14 protein-coding genes and 8 pseudogenes are annotated in these 21,604 nt (G+C 61.0%); 11 read left to right on the forward strand and 11 right to left on the reverse strand.

From position 1 onward, the window contains the following. Positions 1–268: 268 nt before the first annotated feature. Positions 269–529 (reverse strand): plasmid pRiA4b ORF-3 family protein, encoded by a 261-nt coding sequence (locus NKJ08_RS38945; RefSeq protein WP_502906308.1) that lies wholly within the window; start codon positions 527–529, stop codon positions 269–271. 454 nt (positions 530–983) lie between these two features. Here NKJ08_RS38945 and NKJ08_RS04060 point away from each other — a divergent pair, with 454 nt between their 5' ends. Together NKJ08_RS04060 and NKJ08_RS04065 are read left to right on the forward strand one after the other, a co-directional pair. Then, the gene (locus NKJ08_RS04060; protein ID WP_352781393.1) at positions 984–1,976 is read left to right on the forward strand and encodes an agmatinase family protein; all 993 of its coding nucleotides are present in this window, start codon (positions 984–986) and stop codon (positions 1,974–1,976) included. A gap of 385 nt (positions 1,977–2,361) precedes the next feature. Then, positions 2,362–3,685: pseudogene (locus tag NKJ08_RS04065) on the forward strand (ISKra4-like element ISMet1 family transposase). Between the two features lie 429 nt (positions 3,686–4,114). Here NKJ08_RS04065 and NKJ08_RS04070 read toward each other — a convergent pair. From NKJ08_RS04070 to NKJ08_RS04090, 5 genes and pseudogenes are all read right to left on the reverse strand, one after another. After that, positions 4,115–5,759 (reverse strand): annotated as a pseudogene (locus tag NKJ08_RS04070) (MFS transporter). A 217-nt stretch (positions 5,760–5,976) separates the two neighbouring features. Further along, positions 5,977–6,528 carry a GNAT family N-acetyltransferase gene (locus NKJ08_RS04075; RefSeq protein ID WP_352781395.1) on the reverse strand — a complete coding sequence of 184 codons (552 nt, stop codon included), beginning with the start codon at positions 6,526–6,528 and terminating at the stop codon, positions 5,977–5,979. Positions 6,529–6,657: 129 nt separating this feature from the next. Next, complete coding sequence (locus NKJ08_RS04080; protein ID WP_352781396.1) at positions 6,658–7,680, reverse strand: histone deacetylase family protein; 1,023 nt, start codon at positions 7,678–7,680, stop codon at positions 6,658–6,660. 17 nt (positions 7,681–7,697) lie between these two features. Then, complete coding sequence (locus NKJ08_RS04085) at positions 7,698–9,242, reverse strand: UxaA family hydrolase (RefSeq protein WP_352781397.1); 1,545 nt, start codon at positions 9,240–9,242, stop codon at positions 7,698–7,700. A 115-nt stretch (positions 9,243–9,357) separates the two neighbouring features. Then, positions 9,358–10,263 carry a dihydrodipicolinate synthase family protein gene (locus tag NKJ08_RS04090; protein WP_352781398.1) on the reverse strand — a complete coding sequence of 302 codons (906 nt, stop codon included), beginning with the start codon at positions 10,261–10,263 and terminating at the stop codon, positions 9,358–9,360. 854 nt (positions 10,264–11,117) lie between these two features. Here NKJ08_RS04090 and NKJ08_RS04095 point away from each other — a divergent pair. Both NKJ08_RS04095 and NKJ08_RS04100 read left to right on the forward strand, forming a co-directional pair. Continuing rightward, a complete protein-coding gene (locus tag NKJ08_RS04095; protein WP_352781499.1) occupies positions 11,118–11,315 on the forward strand; it encodes a tyrosine-type recombinase/integrase in 198 nt (65 codons plus the stop codon). Further along, positions 11,312–12,235 (forward strand): tyrosine-type recombinase/integrase, encoded by a 924-nt coding sequence (locus tag NKJ08_RS04100; RefSeq protein WP_352781399.1) that lies wholly within the window; start codon positions 11,312–11,314, stop codon positions 12,233–12,235. Before NKJ08_RS04095 ends, NKJ08_RS04100 begins: the two co-directional genes overlap by 4 nt. Before the next feature lie 69 nt (positions 12,236–12,304). Here the strand turns inward: NKJ08_RS04100 and NKJ08_RS04105 are convergent. Then, positions 12,305–12,670: pseudogene (locus NKJ08_RS04105) on the reverse strand (tyrosine-type recombinase/integrase); the annotation flags it as partial. Here NKJ08_RS04105 and NKJ08_RS04110 point away from each other — a divergent pair. The 3 genes and pseudogenes from NKJ08_RS04110 to NKJ08_RS04120 form a co-directional block, all read left to right on the forward strand. After that, positions 12,669–12,935: pseudogene (locus NKJ08_RS04110) on the forward strand (tyrosine-type recombinase/integrase); the annotation flags it as partial. The pseudogenes NKJ08_RS04105 and NKJ08_RS04110 sit on opposite strands and share 2 nt — an antisense overlap. Before the next feature lie 286 nt (positions 12,936–13,221). Next, positions 13,222–14,103 (forward strand): tyrosine-type recombinase/integrase, encoded by an 882-nt coding sequence (locus tag NKJ08_RS04115; protein ID WP_352781400.1) that lies wholly within the window; start codon positions 13,222–13,224, stop codon positions 14,101–14,103. 10 nt (positions 14,104–14,113) lie between these two features. Next, positions 14,114–15,313: an IS91 family transposase gene (locus tag NKJ08_RS04120; RefSeq protein ID WP_352781401.1), complete on the forward strand. Its 1,200-nt coding sequence runs from the start codon at positions 14,114–14,116 to the stop codon at positions 15,311–15,313. Between the two features lie 394 nt (positions 15,314–15,707). Here the strand turns inward: NKJ08_RS04120 and tnpC are convergent. Then, positions 15,708–17,048: pseudogene (tnpC, locus tag NKJ08_RS04125) on the reverse strand (IS66 family transposase); the annotation flags it as partial. Positions 17,049–17,156: 108 nt separating this feature from the next. Then, a pseudogene (gene tnpB, locus NKJ08_RS04130) lies at positions 17,157–17,390 on the reverse strand (IS66 family insertion sequence element accessory protein TnpB); the annotation flags it as partial. 179 nt (positions 17,391–17,569) lie between these two features. On the opposite strand from tnpB (NKJ08_RS04130), the gene NKJ08_RS04135 reads away from it, so the two are divergent. Genes NKJ08_RS04135 through NKJ08_RS04145 form a run of 3 tightly spaced genes read left to right on the forward strand, consistent with a single transcriptional unit; the run spans position 17,570 to position 20,741 of the window. After that, complete coding sequence (locus tag NKJ08_RS04135; protein WP_352781402.1) at positions 17,570–18,808, forward strand: site-specific integrase; 1,239 nt, start codon at positions 17,570–17,572, stop codon at positions 18,806–18,808. Continuing rightward, on the forward strand, positions 18,805–19,737 hold the full coding sequence (locus tag NKJ08_RS04140) for a tyrosine-type recombinase/integrase (protein WP_352781403.1): 933 nt from the start codon (positions 18,805–18,807) through the stop codon (positions 19,735–19,737). The genes NKJ08_RS04135 and NKJ08_RS04140 overlap by 4 nt, the downstream gene beginning before the upstream one ends. Beyond that, positions 19,734–20,741, forward strand: coding sequence for a tyrosine-type recombinase/integrase (locus NKJ08_RS04145; protein WP_352781404.1), 1,008 nt, complete (start codon positions 19,734–19,736; stop codon positions 20,739–20,741). Before NKJ08_RS04140 ends, NKJ08_RS04145 begins: the two co-directional genes overlap by 4 nt. An 86-nt stretch (positions 20,742–20,827) precedes the next feature. Here NKJ08_RS04145 and tnpB (NKJ08_RS38950) read toward each other — a convergent pair. Both tnpB (NKJ08_RS38950) and tnpA read right to left on the reverse strand, forming a co-directional pair. Next, positions 20,828–20,914 (reverse strand): annotated as a pseudogene (gene tnpB / locus NKJ08_RS38950) (IS66 family insertion sequence element accessory protein TnpB); the annotation flags it as partial. Between the two features lie 26 nt (positions 20,915–20,940). Beyond that, entirely contained in the window at positions 20,941–21,387 is a 447-nt protein-coding gene (gene tnpA, locus NKJ08_RS04155; protein WP_352691749.1) for an IS66-like element accessory protein TnpA, read from the reverse strand. Positions 21,388–21,461: 74 nt separating this feature from the next. On the opposite strand from tnpA, the pseudogene NKJ08_RS04160 reads away from it, so the two are divergent. Next, positions 21,462–21,563: pseudogene (locus NKJ08_RS04160) on the forward strand (IS3 family transposase); the annotation flags it as partial. Between the last annotated feature and the right edge of the window lie 41 nt (positions 21,564–21,604).

Consider the following 21,604-nt stretch of genomic DNA (forward strand, 5'->3'; position numbering starts at 1 on the left):
ATTCCCAGCGCGGTCCGAATCATCGAGGACCGCAAGGGACCGGGTGTGGCCGATTTCCGTGATGAATTCCAATGCTGTGGCGAGATCCTCATGGAGGTCAGGCCCGAGCGCAGGCTTCCGGTCCACCACAATCCTCAGGCGGACAGTTGCCGTCGCCGCCCGTACACGCCGGAAGTGAGCGCCGTGTTTGACAGGCCGGCGCTCCTCTAGCCGGACCTCGTGCTCCCAGGGGATGTTGAAGTCGTACTCGTACGGGAACCGGCTGCCGTCACGCAGTTGCAGATTGCCAAGTGTGATAGCTGGAGAGCGGGCGCCCGTACCGCACCGTGTGAATGACGAACTGGTAAAGGTGTATGCCTTCCCATCCCATCGCGACCTGAAGGACGCCATGAAACTCGCGTAGCGTCATCGTCGAGGGAACCTGAACCGTACGCCACATCATCGGGTTAACGTCCTTCAGCCAGATGCGGAATTGCAGGATGGAAATCTCAACCTCCGACGCTGCCGCCTCTCCGGCAGGTTTCGTCACTGCCCGTTTTTGCCCTCTTCACGCTCGCCAATTCCGTAGAGATTCAATGGCGGCGACATATTCCGTTCTAGCCCGCCCCACAATTCCTCCATGCTCCCCAGGGACGCGCCTGGAGGACACGATGATGGGGCAGAGTTGGCGAGTTGGTCGAGGTTGATTCAGGAAGGGCAAACTTGAAGCGCGAAGCAGGCCAAGCAATGTAGGGACGAGCCAGATATGCAAACCACTCGTAGAAGTTGCCATTGACACTGCGGTAAGCGCACATAGAATAGCGTTCCAGTTGCTTGGGCATTCCAAGCACTATGTAGGTGTTTGGCGGCTGATCAGCGAAGGTGTCAATACCTTCGACGACCAGAAGCCGTCCGAAAGCCAATGTTGCCTCACTGGGCGACGACGAGACTATATCAACAGCAAAACTAGTAAATGTGGTTCAAACAACCTTAGGGGATTAAAGTTGTATAAACGCGATGTCTTACTTCCTTACGCTGGGTTCAACACGATTTTCCGGGCGCCCCAAGGGGATTTTATTGATTTAAAACCTGGAGATGTGGCAGTGGTAGGCGTGCCGTGGGATATTACCGGTCTGTCGCGGCAGGGAACCCGGTTCGGGCCAGCGGCTATTCGCCAGACATCCTCGGTTCTCTCCACTTGGTTCGAGAATGACGCGCCAACAGACGATCTGATTAACCTAGACACTGGTTTGATCATCAAGACTACCTACAAGGCTCGGCTGCTGGACTTGGGTGACTTGAACCTGTACCCGACGGACATTCAGAAAACCTCTCGGTCGATTTCCGACGGCGTGGCCGAAATTGTCCGGAAAAGCGCCTTCCCAGTGATCCTAGGCGGAGATCACTACATTACGTATCCTGCCTTTCGCGGTGTGGCCGAAGCATTGGGCGAGAGGGGAAAGAAGCCCCGCCTAGGCTACCTCCAGCTCGATGCCCACTTCGACCTTGAGCGCGACAACACGCTCATGGGCAAGTACAACAACGGCACCATGGCCCGGCGTATTTCGGAGATGGCCGAAATTCGGCCGGAGAACATGGTTTGGGTGGGCCCTCGGGGCTATGCCGTAAAGGAGAACATCGACTGGGCCAACAGCAACGGCGCTACCTTTATCACGGCCTTGGAAGTGGCCCGCCGGGGCATCAAGGAGTCGATAACCCGGGCCATCGAAGCTGCCAGCAAGGGCACCGATGGCATTTACATCACCATTGATATCGACGTTGTGGATCCCACCATGGCACCGGGTAATGGGGCGATCGCCTTCGGAGGCATCACCCCGATGGAGTTGCTCGAGGCGGTGGAGTTGCTGAAAGAGGCCCCCGCTGTCGCCTTCGACATTGTGGAGGTTGCGCCTAAGTTCGACCCGACCGGCGTGACGGAGCGCCTGGCTGCGCAGGCTGTGCTCAACTTTGTCGCTCCCCGCGTTTTTGCAGATTGACAGTCAGTGTGGGTGTGAACGCGTAAACAAGGAGTTTTGCCAGCCTTTCGGGAACAAAGTGATCCCGAAAGGCTGCGCCATACCCGTAATCACCGCTATTTCTGGCTAGTCATTTACTGTGTAATTCCCAACCAGAGTTGTTTCAGTTCAAATCGCATCGCACGGGCGGTTGTTGTCGCTGTAATGGCCTCATAAATCTCCGGACACGATCTCCCACTTGTTAAGTGTGCGAGGTAATGTGCCCATTATGACCAGTCACAATTCCAAAATAGAAATCCTGCCCGGACCGAGCGCAAGGAGGCCGGTAACTTCTCCGGGGTCGGCCACGAATTGTTAGCACCCGCGGGTCCGTCAGCATCGCTTTTGTTGCGGGGAAAGTGACGTGATGGAGTGGACGATCTCGATCGCGAGGAAAAACGCGCTTGGCGATGTCTGTCGGCAAGAAGTTCGGATTGAGAAGAGCGACGAATGCTTGCTCGACGGTGATATCGGCCTGTCGATCGACGACGGCCAGAAAATCGTGACGGCCCTGCAGAGCGCGGTCGTGAACCACGAGGCGGAGACCTATGCCCTTTTTCGCCGGGTCTGCCCCGATTGCCACATGTTTCGGCCGGTCAAGGACTACACGATGCGCCGAATTCGAACGGTCTTTGGCACTGTGAGGTTCGCAATGCACGATGGATGCTGTGCCAGGGATGTCACCCAAGGAATGGTAGCCGCGTTCGCGCCGCTGAAGGAAATCTGTCCGGATCGGGTAACGTCCGAGCTGATGGAACTGACGGCGCGACTGGGAAGCATGATGCCGTACCGGCAGGCCGCCAGCGTGCTCGCCGAATTCCTGCCCATCGAACCGACCAAGACGCACGCGACCGTGCGAAAGCGGACCATCAAAGTCGGCGAGCGGCTCGACGACCAGATCACTGAGGAAACCTGGCGCCCGAGAATGAAGATGGAGGAACGACATCAGCTTGAGATGCAGCTTCCTGGTGATCGACGCAAAGAGTTCGTCATCAGCATCGATACGGCGCACGTTCGCAGTGCCGATCCCAATTCAGCGCGAAACTTCGAACTCGTCGTGGCCAGATGCGGTCGCGGAGGTCGGGGGGAAGTCGGTGGCCGCTACTTTGTCACCGCCAACACTGACCAACCTGCGATACGCGATGGAGCGCTCCACGCTCTTCGGGAAGAGGGGTATTGCGGCTTTGGGGATGTCACTGTGATCTCGGACGGCGCCGAAATCCTGAAGCGGCTTCCGCGCGCCATGCCGAAACCGACGACCCACATCATCGACTGGTTCCACATCGCCATGAAGATCCAGCCCATGCAGAAGATCGCTGATCACGTGATCCGATCCAGTCTCGTCTTCCTGAAATACTTCCGACCATCGGCTCCACAGCCTCGGGTCTCAGCTCCTCACCTACGTCCGTTCGAACCGCAGTGCGATCGTGAATTACGGAAAGCGCTACCAAGCCGGACTTCGCGTGGCCACGACCCTTGCCGAGTCGGCGGTCAATTCTGTGATCGCCAAACGCATGGCCAAGAGGCAGCAGATGCGCTGGTCTCTACACGGTGCTCACATGCTGATGCAGGTTCGGACAGCCGAGATGAATAGTGAGCTTCGCGACCGACTGCGGGCACGATTTCGAGCACCAGAGCCGCGCGTGCCCTCACTATTCAAGCCCAAACCGCCCCTACTGTGCGCCGCGTAACCCCGGAGAAGTTACCGGTCTCAAAAAACGTATGCAGCACGAAATTCCTCATCCGTCCGTTCCAACGATGCTTGCCCCGCTTCGGAACCAGGTGTTTCGTTCGGATCTGGATATCTACACAGATATCCAGCCTGGGATGGCTCGTGCGGCAGGGCGAGCGGCGCCAAGGTTGCGGTTGTCGCATCGCGACCGGACAGCGCCGACTGCATGGCCTTTTGCCTGCCGCTCACGACTTCCAATGCGCCTGGAAGCAACCGCAGTGTGGCGCGAGGCCTTGTTGACCGATGCCGGCTGCGAGCGCGCGGGACGAGCCGCTGACTGGCAAACGGTCTCTTGGCGAATACTTGTCAACGGTGTACAGGCCTCGCCATAGCTGGGTTACCTTTGTTGAAGTTCGGAACATGACGTTGAAGCAAACAAGGCTTCTCGCTAGCGACGTGACATCAAGGGCCCTCGCTGTTCTGCTCTGCGAGGCGCGGTCGTCGGCCGCTCGATCGTAAGTGTAGTGTGGGGAGATTGGTCGCCGTCGTGCAGTGCGAACAACCGCTCACCCAGTTCTTTGTCCGCGGCGGTGAGGCGGTGATGCATACGAAGATAATCTGTCCACGTCGGCGTCCGGAACGTCTCAGTCCAAAGGTTGGGGGGTTTGCAAATTGCGCTGAAGCGTCCAGTTTCGCGCCCCCGCCCGGCTTTGAACGCGGCGCCTCTCGCGCATGCAGTCGAGAAAGGCGTCCACATCCTGCTCGGCTATGGCGTAGTCGAGTTTGATGATGATAGGTCCGCTTCGGGGCTTCAGCTCGAGCGCAAGGGACGGTGCCATGAATTCCGAGATCTCCTGATCGGATTCTTCCCATGGCCGTATCGGCAGGACGGTCCCGGCGGCGGCAACAACCAACAGAGCCGCTGCAGCACCCTCCAAGGCCAGGGTAAGGGAGTGACTTTCGGCAACACTGCCCCAGATCCAGCTGCCCGCGGCCATCCCGCCTTGAGCCAGGGCATAGTAGATTGACAGTGTCCGGCCGACGACCCACCTCGGGCTTTCCAACTGGATACACACGTCGGTGCCGGTCCAGGTGAGGAGCCAGCCCGCGCCGCCGAGGACCAGCGCGATAGCGGCAATGGGAAGCGAGGAGGTCAGAGCAAGCGACAGACAACACACGGCGCAGGCGACAGCGGCCAACGCAATAAGCCGGTCCTGAGACACGATGCGTCTCAGGTTGCCGCTGCCGAAGCCGGCTGCGAACGCACCCATGCCAAAGGCGGCCAAGAGAATGCCATAAGTGATGGGGCCTCCTTCCAGGTGATCGCGGACTACGAGAGGCAGCAGCGCGAGGATGGAAATGCTCGCCAGCCCGAACAAAGTTCCGCGCGCGATTGCCGCTTTGATCTCGGAGGACATCGCCGTGAAGCGCACTCCGTCATGAATCGCCGTAATTATTCGCTCGCGCGGGAGCGACGAGGAGCGGACGCGCCATTTGGAGCGGGTTATGGCGGCAATCGGAACCAGATCGCTCACGGCCGCCACAGCGAAAGCGGCAAGAGGTCCGAAGAAAGCGACAATGACGCCGCCGAGGGCGGGGCTGGTGCTGCGCACGATGTTGTATCCGACCGACATCAGCGTCACTGCGGCGGGAATATCGCGCTTTTCCAAGAGATCGCCGACAGACGCGTGCCAAGCCGGATCATTCAGGGCAAAGCCGCATCCGGCCAAAAAACCAAGCCCCAGGATCAGCCATGGGCTCACAAAACCCAGCCCAACCGAAATCGCCAGCGTTGCTGAGGCCAATGCCAACAGGCAGTGGCCGGCCAGCATCACTCCGCGTCGGCTGTAACTGTCGGCGATCGCGCCCGCGAGGATCGATAGGAAGAACGCCGGCAGTGTGGACGATGCCTGGACGAGCGCGACCATCAGATCGGAGGGCGAGATCGTGGCCATCAGCCAGCTAATGGCTGTGGTTTGCACCAGCCACCCGAGGCTTGAAATTTGTGTCGCGGTGCAGATCGCACGAAACGGCGGGCTTCGAAGAGGGGCTAGAGCCGTCGAGCAAGTCGGATGCGAATTTTTTCGCTGCATGACGTGTTGCTAATCCTGCGGTAGATCACAACTCCGCTAAAAATCGTTGACGTCACCACGTGTTTACATCAAACGTTTTAGAACGTCGGAACCGTAGTGAGATCGCTCTTCTCGCCGATCTTTGATCAACCCCAATCCAGTTGAGGACTATATTCGAACAACTTCATAATGGACTTTAGCTCAAAAATTTTCCGAAGGGACGGCAATTAAGCTCAAACTATCTTTTTCGATGCCAATGGTCATAAGTAAGCCTGTAAAGTACTTGGCGTCTCAAGGGATCATCTACTCCCTTGAGCGGATGATCAAAGTCGTCCTTTGGATTGTGGGACATGCCTATGCGCTCCATAACCCGGCGAGAGGCAGTGTTCTCGACCGCAGCAATGGCCACGACTTGGTTCAGCTTTGCCTTTTCGAAACCGAAAGCGACTACGGCAGCGGCGGCTTCGCTTGCATATCCTTGTCCCCACTGATCTGAAGCTACCCTCCAATACATTTCAACCGCCGGTGTAAAAGGGGCTTGATAGCTTACATTGACCAGCCCGCAAAAGCCGATGAACCCGGGGGCTTCCAGACGCTCCATAGCAAAAAGGCCATAACCGTATCTTTCGAAGTGCTCACGTTCGGATTTTATCCACGCATCAATCGCGGCCCGATCGACGAATCTTCCAAGGTACTGTCCGGCCTTCGGATCTTGAACGAGTCGAGCAATCAGTTCGACGTCGTCATCTCTCCATTTGCGTAGCAGCAGGCGTTCTGTTCGCAGTTCCATCGTTGCTTTCCCTTGCGCTGCAAGCGCCACGCCGTTCCAGTCGTGCGCATCTCGATGACGGCCGCACGACTTACATCAGAATTCACATTGCCCAGTAGTTTTGCCGAAACCGTAGGGGTGATTTCAAAATCATTCCTCTACAGCGCCAAGAAATGCCACAAGGTTGTTGCCAAGTTCTGCGCAGGGATAGCCGCCTTCTTGCAGCATGGCGACAGGCCCGCTGAAGCGGTTGATGGTGCTGGCAGCTTTTCGAAAGCCATCCGTGCTGACGTCAAACACGCTGAGTGGGTCGCCACGATAGGCATCGAGCCCAAGCGCAATAATCAGCACGTCCGGTCCGAAGTCTGCAACTCTTCGCATGCCCACGGCGATTGCATCCACGAACGCGGCATCATCGCTGCCGGGTTTCAACGGAAGATTGAGATTGAAGCCTTCCCCCGCGCCCGAACCAGTTTCGTCTGCATAGCCGCTGAAGAACATGGGAAACCCATCAGGATCGGCATGGACGGATACCGTCAGAACGTCGGGGCGGTCGTAGAAGATTTGCTGGATGCCATTTCCATGATGAATATCGATGTCGATAATTGCGACCCGCTGCGCGCCCGAGCCCCTCAGGGACTCGGCTAGCACAGCCACATTGTTGAGATAGCAAAATCCCCAGGCCATCTCCGTGCAGGCGTGGTGACCTGGAGGGCGGCAAAGCCCATAGGCACGACGCTCACCCTGCCTAATGAGATCACCGACGTTGAGGGCCACATCGACACTCGATCGAGCCGCTGCCCAGGTCCCGCGACTAATCGGGCACGCCGTGTCGGCCTGATGAAAACCGGCGCGCGCAACGATATGGCTGGCATAGTGTGAGGCAAAGCGATTGGGGTGCGTGTTGGGGACGATTTCCGCGCCGGCATTAGGCAGCGCCAGCCATTCCTCGATGCCATTTTCAAGAAAATCGAGGTAGCGCGCAGTGTGAACCCGCGCCAGAGCATGGCCATCCCTATGTTGCGCCTCGAGCGCCTCGTGGCCGGCGGCGGTCGCCGACGAGAGCAACATATCAGCACGCTCCGGCCGCTCGGGGCTTTGGACCAACTTGCCACGATGAATGAACGTTTGCGGATTGTGACTGCGGTGGTTCTCGGAATATACGACCTTCATCTTTCTAGCCTCTTGAACTACACTGTGGCCCCGAGAACCCAAGGAGCAAATTCGTCTGCACCAAAATCGAACTGTTCGCTCTTCGTGCGTTCCCCTGAAGCCACGCGCAGGATCAGATCGAAGATTCGCTTGCCGCATTCCTCCACGGTTTCACCCCCGCTGAGAATCTCGCCGCAGTTGACGTCCATGTCGTCCTTCATACGTTCGTACATGGGCGTGTTCGACGCTAGTTTGATAGACGGTGTCGGCTTGCAGCCAAACACACTGCCCCGTCCGGTGGTAAAGCAGATGAGATTTGCGCCGCCTGCCACCTGGCCGGTCGCCGAAACGGGGTCGTAGCCAGGGGTGTCCATGAACACCAGACCTGGGCCCTTGACGTTTTCGCCATATTTCACGACGTCGACCAGGTTTGTTGTGCCACCTTTGGACATCGCTCCGAGTGACTTCTCAACAATAGTACTGATGCCACCAGCCATGTTCCCGGGGGAGCGATTGTCGTTCATGACCGCGCCTTCGCGCTTGAAGTAAGCATCCCACCAGTCCATGAGAGCGATCAGCTTCTCACCCACTTCGCGCGACAAGGCCCGGCGCGTAAGCAGATGCTCGGCGCCAAAGGTTTCTGGAGTTTCGGATAGAATTACTGTGCCGCCGTGCCGCACCAGAATGTCGCTCGCCGCTCCCAAAGCCGGGTTCGCCGTCACACCCGACAAACCGTCTGATCCACCACATTGGAGTCCCACGATCAGTTCGCTCGCAGGAATAGGCTGCCGGGCGACCTGGTTAGATTCCTGGAGCACATTCCGGACAAATTCGACCGCGGCTTCAGTGGTCTTCCGGGCACCGCCCATGGTCTGAATGTCCATGCTGCGAACCCGGCCTGCCAGCCGCTGGTCCTCGAGCAGACCGCCGATCTGATTAACCTCGCAGCCCAGCCCTAGAACGATGACATGACTGAAATTAACGTGCCGAGCATAGCCACCCAACGTGCGGCGCAGCACGTTCAATGGCTCGCCTCCCGTCATGCCGCACCCTGTCTTATGAGTGAGCGCCACTACACCATCCACGTTCGGGAATTCAGCGAGCGGGTCCGCGCCTGTGAATGGATTTCTCTTAAAGACCTCGGCCACGGTGTTTGCAACATGGCTGCTGCAGTTCACGCTGCTAAGCACTCCCACATAGTTTCGGGTCGCGGCTCGCCCATCCGCGCGACGGATCCCCAGGAATGTAGCCGGGGTCTTGACAAAATCAGTCTGGTGAGCCGCAGCGCCGAAGGCGTAATCTTTTTCGAACTCGCCGAGCGCCATATTGTGGAGATGAACATGCAGTCCAGGCTCTATGTCCTTCGTCGCATATCCGATGATCTGACCGTAGCGCAGGACCGGTTCGCCTAACCTGATCATTCTGATCGAGATCTTGTGCCCCGCAGGGATAGCGCTCTTCGCGACAATATCGCCATCCACCATCTGCCCCGGAATCAGTGCACGTCGAGCGATGGCAACATTATCGCTTGCGCGCAGTACTAGTACCGAACTGAGCTGGGCTTGTTGAACATCGCTTTGCATCGTTGATCCTGCCTGATTGTGAATCGAGATCGCACCAGAGTGTTGACAAGTACCGGCCGGAATATCACCGATAGCCTTTGGCCCCGGAACGGCCCAAAATTCTCACTGCTGCCGTTCAGGCCGCCCGACGACGCTCAGACAGCGAGGCCATCGTCTGCTGGATGACGGACACCACCCGCGCACGCTCTTCTGCGACCAAAGGCAACCGTGGCGCGCGTGTCCATTCGGGCGCCCCGTAAACGAGGTGCTCCGCCAGTTTTATGTACTGCACCAGCTTTACGCTGGTATCCAAGTGGAACGCAGGTGTCATAATGCGGTACAGCTCCCGAGTCTCCGAAAACTTTTCAGCGCGCCCTAGCTCGAATATTCGAACGCATTCCTCGGGCCATGCGTTGGTCATACCGGAAACCCACCCAGTGACGCCCAAGGCGAGGCTCTCGAGTATCAGATCGTCCACGCCGCAAAACACTGCGAAGCGATCGCCGAAGGCATTGTACAGATCCGTCACACGGCGAATGTCCCCGGATTCCTCTTTGATACAAACGATCTGATCGACGTCCTCAAGTGTCCGCAGGATCTCCGGGGTCACATCAACCCCGTAAGCGATTGGATTGTTGTAAATCATAATTGGAAGATCGCAGCCGTCGGCAAGGCGTCTGTACCATGCAACGGTCTCGCGAGCGTCTGATTTGTAGGCAATGCTTGGGAACGCCATCAGTCCTTCCGCACCGAAGGCCTGGAACTTTCGCGCGGTACTCACAGCCGACTCGGAGGCAACTTCGGCAAGGCCGGCAAGGAGCGGCACACGCCCGCCCACTACTTCCTTGGCAGCGCGAATGACGGTCTCCTTTTCGTCGAGCGTGAGAGACGCGTTCTCTCCTAACATCGGAAGAACAATGAGACCGGAGACGCCACTCTGGACAAGTCTCTCTATGCTGCTCTGCGTTGCCGAAAGGTCGAGCTCGCCTTGTTCATTCAGCTTCGTGGTTACTGCTGGGAATACGCCTGCCCAGATCGCCATTAGCCTGACCCCACGTGCGCCTCGTCGAGGCTTTTGATCACAGTATTCTTTATGGAACAATGTTCTATTAAGTGATTGGGCGGCTTCTGTCAATGGCAGATCAGCTGTTGCCACTGCAACTGCTATAAGTTTGAGCGGCATCGGGAGCCCGGATGGACGGAGATGAAGCAACTGATCAAGGATCATCGGGGTATTGAAGGAGCGACAGGCGGGATTTCTTGAGGGCGGGGCTGTGCCGCAAACACGAGGCCTCTCAGACGACTTCCCCAAACTGGCGCGGCCCCTACGGCGGTGGGGAGATGTCGGACGCCCGGCTGCTGCAGAGCCCTGAGGACGGACCGCAGGCTGAAGAAGTGGAAAGTTGCTAGCGAAATCGATGCTGAAGCAATGCTGAAGGGAGCGTTGGAGATTCTAAGGCCAAGGACAAAGAAGCGCTTCGTGTCCTGAGCAATCGGCCGGCTGCTGATGATCATCTCCGACGACGGTGTCAAACGGCCCTTTAATTGCGGGTAGTTGTCAATCCGGATCTCGCATTGCCATCGCCGGGGTCATGGTCCTTTCCGAGGTCGAGTGCCTCATGATGATGTTCGGGTCGGGCGCCTCAACGTTTCCAACGAGATGCAGATGAACTGCTGTCAGCCGTTTGACCGAGGTCGCCGCAACCACCGTCCCGGCGGGGACATCACGAGCTCCGGAAACGGGCCCGCGAATTAGGTCGAGTTCGGATCTGCTATGCCATCTTTTCGCTACCCCACTCAAAGCTTGTGCCGTCGACCCAGAGGCAATGAAGCAGAACCGCGATCTTCCGTGCGACCGCCACCTCGATCGCGAAGGAGGCCCTCGAGCGGGCAGGTATTCACGGCTATGCGCACCACGGCGCGCACCTCTTCCGCCACAGCCTTGCGACCGACCTGCTGCGGTCGGGGGCCAGCTTTGCTGAGATCGGCCAGTTGCTTCGTCACCGGAGCATCGACAGCACGAGGATCTATGCCAAGCTCGACATCGAGAAGCTGCGCGAACTGAGCCTACCGTGGCCGGGAGGTGCCCAATGAGCCGTCTTCGAACAGCGCTCGAGCGCTATGTGGGCATGCGCCAGGGGTTGGGATACAAGTACCACGGGCCCGCTCGACGGTTGTCGGATTTCGTCACCTTCATGGAGGCTCGCGGCGCCGAGACCATCACCACGGCGCTGGCAATGAAGTGGGTGACGTTGATCGGCCGACAACCGAGTTGGTCCATCCGCCTGACCGATGTGCGCTGCTTCGCTCAGCACCTCGCTCATTTCGACCCCATGACGGAAGTGCCACCTCAAGACGCTGTGCCGCCGGCGCGGCGGGCAAAGCCCTACATCTATACCGATGCTGAGATCACGGCGCTTCTGGCGGCGGCACTGGCGCTGCCGCCGGCCAACGCCCTCCGTCCCTGGACATATCATTGCCTGTTCGGATTGATAGCGGTCGCCGGGCTGCGCCATTCCGAAGCGCTGGACCTGCGCCGAAACGACGTCGATCTCGACCAAGGTGTCCTCACCATTCGGGAGACGAAGTTCGGCAAGTCGCGGCTGGTCCCGCTCCATGCCACGACGGTCGCCGTGCTGTCGGACTACGCCGCGCGACGCGACGCGCATCTCGTCGCGCCTCGTAGCCCCTATTTCTTTGTCGCCGAGCAGGGCGGCAGATTGCTGCACCAATACGTGCACCGGGTGTTCTGGCAGCTGTCGCGACAGATCGGTCTGCGGCAGCGGGGGCAGCGCAATGGTCCGCGGGTTCACGATCTTCGTCACCGTTTCGCCGTCCAGGTCCTGACCAACTGGTATCGTGCGGGCGAAGATGTCGAGCGGGAACTGCCGGTCCTCTCGACCTTTCTCGGCCATGCCAATGTTCGCGACACCTACTGGTATCTATCCGCCGCGCCGGAGCTAATGACCCTTGCTGCGCGACTGCTGGATGAGCGGTGGGAGGTTCGCTCATGAGCGCCTCGAAGGATCTGGCCGTGCTGATCGAGCGGTGGTTCACAGATCGGCTCATGCGACATCGAGGCGGCCCCGTTTCCTGGGCTCGTTGAGCCAGCCCCGAAGGGCTTGCTGTGCAACCTTGGTGAGCGGCGTACTTCGCTCCTTGCGGCCCTTGCCAACGCATCGCACGTGGGCACCGTGCCCCAGCATGACCGAGTCCCGGTTGAGATCGATGATCTCCGAGACCCGCAGGCCTGTTTGCGCGGCCAGCAACAGCAGAGTGTGATCACGCCGTCCCAGCCATGTGCTGCGATCCGGACAGGCCAGGATCGCTTCAATCTCGGGCCTGGTGAGAAACTGAAGTTGTCGCTTGTCGCATCGCTTGCTCGGGATCGCGAGCACGCGTTGAATCTGAGCGCTATGGGCCGGCTCCTCGAACGACGCATATCTGAAACACTGCGTCATCCTACGCTCGAAGCGGGTGTCGCCTCATGTTTTGAGGCACAGCGCTGCCATGGAGCTGCTGCAGGCGGGCGTCGATTGTTCGGTCATCGCCCTATGGCTGGGCCATGAGGCGATGGAAACGACGCTGACCTATCTTCACGCACATCTTGAGCTGAAGGAATCCGCACTTGGCAAGCTGAAGCCATACGAACGCGCAAAGGCCGAACGATTTCGGCCAAACGACCGACTTCTTGAATTCCTGAACGCCCTTTGAGCATGAGAACTATGCCGAGTGTCAACGACCGGCTCTCGGTCGAAATGGCGGGCAAAGCGCTTCATACCGCCATGATCGGAAGAGGCGCTCGGCATAGTTTGGCGGTCGGCATAAACCTGCTTGGACTAACCCGCTCCGCGAAAGCGGAGCGGCAAGGAGGGTGAGTGCCGACAGCGTGATCTGATCGCGTCGTCTGTCGCGCTGGTCATGTGTCCACAACAAGCTCCGACTGCGTCAGCATGGGGTGGCTGCTTGCAGCCCCCTCCATCGGACAAAGGAGCTTGTCATGACCCAACTTCGCCAGCGCATGAGCGAGGACATGCAGGTGCGCAACTTCGCGCTCAACACCCAGCTGTCGTATCTGCAACAGGTGTCGCTGTTCGCCCGCTATTTTAGCAAGTCGCCGGACTTGCTCGGGCGCGAGGACATTCGGACCTATCAGGTCTATCTGACCAACGAGAAGAAGCTGGCGTCTGGTTCGATCCACACCGCCATTGCGGCGCTGCGCTTTCTCTACAAGGTGACGCTCGAAAGGGACTGGGCGCCTGAAGAGGTCCTGCCGCTTCCCAAGAAACCACAGAAGCTGCCGATCATCCTCAGTGCCGAGGAAGTTCAGCGGTTCCTCGGTTGCATCCTCGACGTTAAACACCATGCCATCCTGACCACGTGCTATGCCGCCGGCTTGCGCATCTCGGAAGCGGTTCAGCTGAAGCCCACGGGCATCGACAGCCAGAGAATGGTCATCCGCGTCGAGCAGGGCAAAGGCCAGAAGGACCGCTACGTGATGCTGTCGCCCAAGCTGCTGGAGATCCTGCGCAACTATTGGAAGGTGCGCCGGCCAAAGGCGTGGCTCTTCCCCGGCGATCGTGCCGACCAGCCGATCACCAGGGATGCGGTGGGACAAGCCTGCGCGAAAGCGCGCGACCGCTCCGGCTTGTCCAAACCGGTCACGCCGCACAGTTTGCGGCACGCCTTCGCTGTCCATCTGTTGGAGGCCGGCGCCGACGTGCGCACCATTCAACTCTTGCTCGGTCACCGCAGCCTCGCGACCACCGCCCATTACCTGCGGATCGCCACCAACAAGGTCTGCGCCACGTCGAGCCCCTTCGAGCTCTTACCGCGTCCGGCGCCCATCCTGCCGCCACCCGCCAAGCCTCAATACTTCTGAGCTCGCGCCGATGGCCCGCTCGGGGCCGGAAGTGGCGGATATCTTCCGCTACTACGGCGAAGCCTATCGCGAGCAGCATGACGCGTCGCTGTCGACCGCCCAGCGCCGCGTCATGACGGCGATCAAACTGTGCCGGACCGCCGCGCTCGGCGGGCACGTCGAAGCGTGCGATCACTGCGGCCATAGCCGCATTGCGTTCAACAGCTGCCGCGATCGCCATTGCCCGAAGTGCCAGTCGCTCGCCCGCGCGCAATGGCTGGAGGATCGTCGCGCCGAGCTCCTCGACACGCAATACTTTCACGTCGTCTTCACGCTGCCCGGCGACATTGCCGCCATCGCCTATCAGAACAAGGCGCTCGTCTACGGCCTGCTCTTCCGTGCCGCCGCCGAGACCCTGCGCACCATTGCTGCCGACCCCAAGCACCTGGGTGCCGAGATCGGCTTCTTCGCCGTGCTGCACACCTGGGGCCAGAACCTGCTTCATCATCCGCATCTGCATTGCGTCGTCGCCGGCGGCGGCCTGTCTGCCGACGGTCGTCGGTGGATCGCCTGCAAGCCCGGCTTCTTCTTGCCCGTCCGGGTGCTCTCGCGCCTGTTCCGACGATTGTTCCTGGAACATCTGAAGAAAGCCTTCGACGCCGGCCAGTTGCAGTTTTTCTCTGGCCTGCAGCACCTGAGCGAGCGCGACGCCTTCCGGCGTTATTTGGCGCCGCTACGAAAGGCTGAGTGGGTCGTCTTTGCCAAGCCGCCCTTCGCCGGACCTGCCCAGGTGCTCGACTATGTCGGGCGCTATACGCACCGCGTTGCCATCTCCAACAACCGTCTCATCGACATCGAGGACAACGCCGTTCGTTTCCGCTGGAAGGACTACCGGCACGGCAATCGGCAAAAGGTCATGACCGTTGCGGCCGACGAGTTCATTCGCCGCTTCTTGTTGCACGTCCTGCCCGAGGGCTTCCATCGCATCCGCTACTACGGCTTTCTCGGCAATCGCTACCGCGCGCAAAAGCTCGCCCATTGCCGCGACCTGCTCGGCATGCCGGTTCCCGAGCCGTCGGATGGCTCATCCGAAAGGGACTACCGCGACCGCTACGAGGATCTCACCGGTCATTGCCTCAGGCAATGCCCGGCCTGTCGTCAAGGCCAGATGATCATCGTCGAAATCTTCGACGGCGCCACTGGACCCCCGCCATACTGGGATACATCATGAAAGAACCGCTCCGCTTTCGCCGTCACCGCATCGCGCGAGCCGTTCGGCCCGACAACCGAGCCGGTCCCGCGAAGCTGCGCGCCGTCACCCCCGGCTGCCTCTGTCGGCAGGGCGCGACGCCGGTCCTTACTTTGCCGCAACCCATATCCGTGCCGCTTCGGCGCACGCGACCCCTTGCAATCGCGGCCTCCGCGACGGCATCCCCAAACCACACGACGCCTGTTCATGGGCACCGCCTCGATTGAACGCCCATAGCGGCCACCCGTGCCGGCGGCTTAGTCCAACACGTTTTTAGCTCACCGTCGCGATCGGCCTCAGTGCGCTCTCGCCACCCGCCTTTCTGCGCGACGCCAAGCTAAAAACGCTCTGCCTTATGCCGCGCGCGGCATAAGGCGCTTTCGATCAACGAGGCGATGGTCGCCCAGTGCTCTCCACCGCCGTCGGAACCGGCGAAGAGCGCGTTTTCGCGATTGAGGGCGATCGGTCTGATCGCGCGTTCGACGACGTTGGAGTCGATCTCGACGCGGCCGTCGTCGAGGAAGCGACCAAGTCCAGCCCAGCGCGCGAGCGTGTAGCGGATCGCTTCGGCGAGTTTTGTCTTCTGGCTGACCAAGGCGAGCTTTTCGCGCAGCCACGGGTCCAGAGCGTCGATGATGGGTCGGCTCCTCTGCTGGCGAGCGGCGCGGCGCTCCTCAACTGGGCGACCTCGCAGTTCGCTCTCGATCTTGTAGAGTTCGGCGATGCGCTGGAGAGCCTCGGTTGCGATCGGCGCGGATCCGGACTGCGCCAGTTCATAGAAGCGGCGACGGACATGCGCCCAACAGAAGGCCAGGCTCACGGCGTTGCGCTCGGCCAGCGCCCGGTATCCGGCGTAGCCGTCGACTTGCAGGATCCCGACGAAGCCCCGAAGGTGCCGCAGCAGCTGCTCGGCCTTTCGATCGGGGGCATAAAGGTAGGCGACGCCGGGCGGATCGACCCCGCCCCAAGGTCGGTCGTCGCGGGCATAGGCGAACAACTGGCCCGTCTTGGTCCGGCCCCGGCCAGGATCGAGCACCGGCGCCGTGGTCTCATCGGCGAAGAGCTTCGATGAGGCCTTCAGCTGTTCGAACAGGCGCTCATGCACCGGCCGGAGCAGGAAGGCCGCCTTGCCGACCCAGTCGGCGAGCGTCGAGCGGTCGACGTTCACACCCTGGCGGGCATAGATCTGGGACTGGCGGTAGAGCGGAAGGTGATCGGCATATTTGCTGACCAGAACATGGGCGACGGTCGCTTCGGTCGGAATGCCGCCCTCGACGAGGCGCGCCGCTGCGGGCGCCTGCACCACGACCTCCTCGCAGCTCCGGCAGGCATACTTCGGCCGGCGCATGACGATCACGCGGAACTGGGCCGGCACGATGTCGAGGCGCTCGGAACGATCCTCGCCCATGACGTGCAGCATTCCCTTGCAGCATGGGCAGACCTTGTCGGGGATGTCGATGACCTGCTCGATACGCGGCAGGTGCGCGGGCAGTGACCCACGGTTGGCGCGCCGCTTCCTGGCGCGAGCCTCGCGCTTGGCGGGATCGGCGGTGTCCTCCGCCGCGAAGCCCTCGGCTTCAACCTGCTCTGCCTCTTCCAGGCCCAGTAGCAGCTGGTCGACCGGCAGGCTCTCTGCCCTGCGGCCGAAGCGGTGACGCTGTAGCTCCTTGATGATCTGGCGCAGCCGCTCGTTCTCGGCGCGCTCTGCCGCGAGCATCGCCTGAAGCGCGATCGGATCGTTGGTCAGGGGCTCGGCCGGGTTGCTCACGAAGCCGATTCAATCATGCATTCCAATGCTTTGCCAGCGTCTTGGCGATCCGTGGAATTAACTTGCCGCGACCGGGGCGCGCGTCTCGCGGGCGTCATGCACACGCCGCCAATCCAACCCTTCCAGGAGCGCCTGCAGCTGTGCCGCCGTCAGCCTCACCACGCCATCGGTGATCGCAGGCCAGCAGAACTTCCCGTCCTCCAGGCGCTTCGCCAGCAGGCACACGCCGGTGCCGTCGAAGTAGACGAGCTTGACCCGGTCGGCGCGCTTGGCCCTGAAGACGTAGATCGCGCCGGAGAACGGTTATGTGGCGCGCCACATAACCGTTCTTATGTGTCGGGGGAGATTATGTTGCGGAGCTGCGCAGATGCCCGCCAAGCCTGCCAAGCCTGGAATCCTCCGCCACATAATATTTCATGCCTCTCTAACGGACGCGGGATCCCCCTGCGCCGCAATGCTGGAGGGGCAGGATGCTCGACTTCTATTTTTCGTATCGTGGGGTGCTCAAGCGCCTGCGTAGCGGTGCGCTCGGTGGCGAGATGGATCGCATCGCGAAGCATTTTTTCACGCTTGGTTACAAGCGAGCGTCCGCCAAGATTTACCTGAGCCGCATTGCGCGCTTTAGCCAGTTTGCCGGGCCGCGCAGTGGTCCGATGCCGATCCATCAAGATGTCATCGATAGCTATTTATGCACGTTTACTACGGATACTCCGCGCATTGGGGCAGGATCGGCGCTGGGACACGCACGGCGAGTGGCTCCTGAGCGGTTCATTGTTTCCGTTCCAAGTGTAGAGGATGATCCAGATGCTCCGCTTCTGGCCTCCTTTTCGGACTATCTGCGCAAGGTGCGGGGACTTGAGCCGAAGACCCGCGAAGGCGTTCTTTTGGGCGGCCGCCGCTTTCTGGATTGGTTCCGCCATCACCATCCCGGCCAAGACCTCGAGGCGTTGACGGCTGAGCATGTCCTCGCTGCTATCGAGTATCGGCTGTCGCTATCGGCGACCTCCGGCACCCGCACGGCGGCGATTTCTCACATCCGAACATTTCTTCGGTTTTTATGTTGGGCTGGCCACATTGACCAGGATCTCGCCCGCGTCGTCCCAAGGACGCCCCATTGGCGTTTGGCGCATTTGCCGCCGCGCCTTGCATGGGATGACGTTCGGCGCGCAATCGATGCGATCGGCGCAACAACGCCAGTCGACATCCGCGATCGAGCCGTCCTGTTGCTACTCGCCACCACGGGCATTCGCAACGGCGAGCTCCGCGCCATTCGGCTGCAGGATATCGACTGGCGTGCTGGCGAGGTTTTTGTCCGGCGCACCAAGGGCAAGCGTGATCGGGTGGCACCGCTCCTCGAGGAGACCGGCGCCGCGCTCGCCGACTACATCCTGCGCGCTCGACCGAAGGTGGATAGTCCGTATCTGTTCCTGTCCTTCACGCCGCCCGTGGGACCGTTCAAGTGCGCGTCGCCTGTTTCGAGGATCGTACGGAAGCGGTTGCGGCATGGCGGGGTCGAACTCGGGCGGGTCGCAGGTGCGCATCTCCTGCGCCACAGCCTTGCCACCCAACTCGTCAGGCAGCGAAGGCCGATCAACGAGGTCGCCGATCTTCTCGGGCACCGGAGCATCAACACAACGGCGCTGTACGTAAAGGTCGCGGCCTCGCAGCTCGCCGAGGTCGCACTCCCTTTTCCGGGAGGCGTCGCATGACCGCCTTCGTCCGTTTCCTCGGCGAGAAGGCCGAGCGTTACATCGAGCTGCGCCACTCCCTCGGCTACGCCTTCAGCAAGCAAGCTGGCACGTTGCGGGCTTTCGTCCGCTACGTTGAGCGCGCTCAGCTCGATGCCCCCGCCACTCGAGCGATGGCGCTGGATTTCGCCTTGTCATTCGGCGGCGCCGCCAACAGCCGCGCCACTCGCCACGGCGTGCTCCGCCGGTTTTACGAATATCTCGCCGTCTATGACGTCCGAACCGAGGCCTTGGAGCGCAGAGCTTTCCCCAGATCCAGAGCGATTCCGCCTCCGCGTATTCTCAGCGAGGCTGAGTTGGCGTCGCTCATCGACGCATGCCATCGCATTTCGCCGGAGGTTCCTCTCAAGGGCCGGACCATGGCGACGCTGATCGGATTGTTGGCGAGCTCGGGGCTGCGATCGGGCGAAGTGGTCCGGCTTGATCGTTCCGACGTCGATCTGGCCAACGGGGTCCTCCTCATTCGGAAGACGAAGTTCCGCAAGGATCGTCTCGTTCCAGTTCACACGACAACCCAGGCTGCCCTTGGTTGCTATGCCCGTGAGCGCGATGCCGCTTTTCCCATGCCCAAGGATCAGGCCTTCTTCCTCAGTTTCCGGGGCAACCGCCTCTCGGCGACTGGCCTGCAAAACGGCTTTGCTGAGGTCCGTAAGCTCGCCGGCCTTGATGGCGGCAAGCCGTTAAGGCCGCACGATCTCAGGCACCGGTTCGCCGTGACCCGCCTCAGCCTCTGGCACCAACAGCGCGCAGACGTTCAGGCGCTGCTCCCGTTGCTCGCCACCTATCTCGGCCACGCCAGTTACAGCGATACAGCCTACTACCTCACTGGCTCGGCGGATCTTCTCGCCATTGCGGCGGAACGCGCCTTCCTCGATGGAGATGCAGCATGAGCGAACACCTGCTCCTGGCGCCGCTCCTTGAATCCTATTTTCGCCGGCGCCTGACCAAGCAACGCAACGCGACTCCCGCGACCGTGGCCAGCTATCGCGACGCCTTGCGCATGCTGATCCTCTTTGCCGCCGCCCGGTTACGAAGGAAGCCGGCGGCATTGACGCTCGAAGACCTTGATCGAGACCTCGTTCTCGCCTTTCTCGACGAACTCGAAGAGAAGCGGAACAACTCCGTCGCCACGCGCAATGCCCGCCTGGCCGCGATCCGATCTTTCTTCCACCACGTCGCTGCCGCCGACCCGGCGTCCTTCGGCGTCGCCCAACGCGTGTTGACGATCCCCATAAAACGGGCGCACATCGAGGTGACGCATCACCTCACCAGCGCCGAAGTGGACGCCCTCATCGCGGCGCCCGATCCACAGACGCGCCGTGGTCGGCGCGACCGAGCCTTTCTGCTCTTCTTGGCACGGACCGGCGCCCGGGTCTCCGAAGCCACCGGCGTCAACGCAAACGACCTTCAGTTGGAGCGGCCGCACCCGCAAGTGCTGCTGCGCGGCAAGGGGCGCAGAGACCGCGTCGTCCCCATTCCTAAGGACCTGGCGCGAGCGCTGACAACCTTGTTGAGCGAGCGCGGGATCGCCCATCACGAGCCGCGACCGATATTCGTCGGCGCCCGCAACGAGCGCCTGACTCGTTTCGGAGCGACCCATATCGTGCGGCGTGCGGCCGCCGAGGCCGTGACCATCAGGCCGGCCTTGGCCGACAAGCCCATATCGCCGCACATCTTCCGGCACTCCCTCGCCATGAAGCTTCTCCAGTCCGGCGTGGACCTTTTGACGATCCAAGCCTGGCTCGGGCACGCACAGGTCGCCACGACCCACCGCTATGCCGCCGCGGATGTCGAGATGATGCGCAACGGACTCGAGAAGGCGGGCGTCGCCGGCGACCACGGCGCGCGCTTCCGGCCGAACGACGCCGTTCTGCAACTGCTGAACAGCATCTAAATATTATGTGGCGGAGGCAAGCCGAATTTGGCTGGCTCTGACGGGCGTCTGCGCGGCTCCGCCACATAATCTCGTCCGACGCATAAGAACGGATCGGCGCCCATCGTGTCGCGCACCAGCGCCGCCAGTCCCTCCGCGCCCTTGCGGAAGTCTACCGGCTTGGTCGCCACCATGACGCGCACGGCGCCGGTCGGCCCGATCACGACCCGGCCTTCAGTGCGCGGATCACCGCCGCCACCGTCCTGGCGTCGGCGCCACGGCCGACCCGCATGGCGACACCGTCAATCTCCAGCTCGATCACGCCGGCTTCCCGGGCGGCTTTCCGCTTCCGCGTCGATCTCGCGCGCTTCCCCGCCGGTTCGGGCTCCGGTGCGGCGACCACTGCTGGAACAAACAATGGCTCCGGTGCCCGCGCATTCGCCAACGGCACCCGCGCGGTCCGGCGCCAGGCGAACAGCTGCTGCGGGGACAAGGCATATCGCCGGGCCACCGCGCTCACAGTCTCGCCAGCGTCGTAGCTTTCCGCCACGATCCGCGCCTTCTCCTCCGGCAACCATTCGCGCCGTCGACCGGAGCCCGTGAACACCTCGAAACGCCGCGCGGGCTCGGGATCGTTGGATTTAAGCGTAAGCTCTGAAATCGTCATGTGTCGAAGCCCTCAAAGGCTCCGAGCATCGTCGCTCACGACCACGCGCGAAAGGTGGCGCCGGAACAGCGCTCTATCGGCGTGTTCACGTGTTGCTGCGCTGGGAAGGCTGGGCGGTCAACCCGAAGCGACTCTACCGTCTTTACAAGGAGATGGGCTTGCCGCTCAGGGACAAGACGCCGAACGCGCGAGAGCGGCAGAAGCGGCTTTGCCTCAA

Origin of the sequence: Mesorhizobium sp. M0244 (assembly GCF_040321795.1) — a bacterium.
GTDB lineage: Bacteria > Pseudomonadota > Alphaproteobacteria > Rhizobiales > Rhizobiaceae > Mesorhizobium.

Excerpts from the sequence above, each read along its gene's own strand:
- NKJ08_RS04075 (WP_352781395.1), bottom strand. The coding sequence starts at position 6,528 with ATGGAACTGCGAACAGAACGCCTGCTGCTACGCAAATGGAGAGATGAC.
- NKJ08_RS04085 (WP_352781397.1), bottom strand. The coding sequence starts at position 9,242 with ATGCAAAGCGATGTTCAACAAGCCCAGCTCAGTTCGGTACTAGTACTG.
- NKJ08_RS04080 (WP_352781396.1), bottom strand. The coding sequence starts at position 7,680 with ATGAAGGTCGTATATTCCGAGAACCACCGCAGTCACAATCCGCAAACG.
- NKJ08_RS04090 (WP_352781398.1), bottom strand. The coding sequence starts at position 10,263 with ATGGCGATCTGGGCAGGCGTATTCCCAGCAGTAACCACGAAGCTGAAT.
- NKJ08_RS04135 (WP_352781402.1), top strand. The coding sequence starts at position 17,570 with ATGCTCGACTTCTATTTTTCGTATCGTGGGGTGCTCAAGCGCCTGCGT.
- NKJ08_RS04140 (WP_352781403.1), top strand. The coding sequence starts at position 18,805 with ATGACCGCCTTCGTCCGTTTCCTCGGCGAGAAGGCCGAGCGTTACATC.
- NKJ08_RS04100 (WP_352781399.1), top strand. The coding sequence starts at position 11,312 with ATGAGCCGTCTTCGAACAGCGCTCGAGCGCTATGTGGGCATGCGCCAG.
- NKJ08_RS04120 (WP_352781401.1), top strand. The coding sequence starts at position 14,114 with ATGGCCCGCTCGGGGCCGGAAGTGGCGGATATCTTCCGCTACTACGGC.
- NKJ08_RS04115 (WP_352781400.1), top strand. The coding sequence starts at position 13,222 with ATGACCCAACTTCGCCAGCGCATGAGCGAGGACATGCAGGTGCGCAAC.
- tnpA (WP_352691749.1), bottom strand. The coding sequence starts at position 21,387 with ATGACGATTTCAGAGCTTACGCTTAAATCCAACGATCCCGAGCCCGCG.
- NKJ08_RS04145 (WP_352781404.1), top strand. The coding sequence starts at position 19,734 with ATGAGCGAACACCTGCTCCTGGCGCCGCTCCTTGAATCCTATTTTCGC.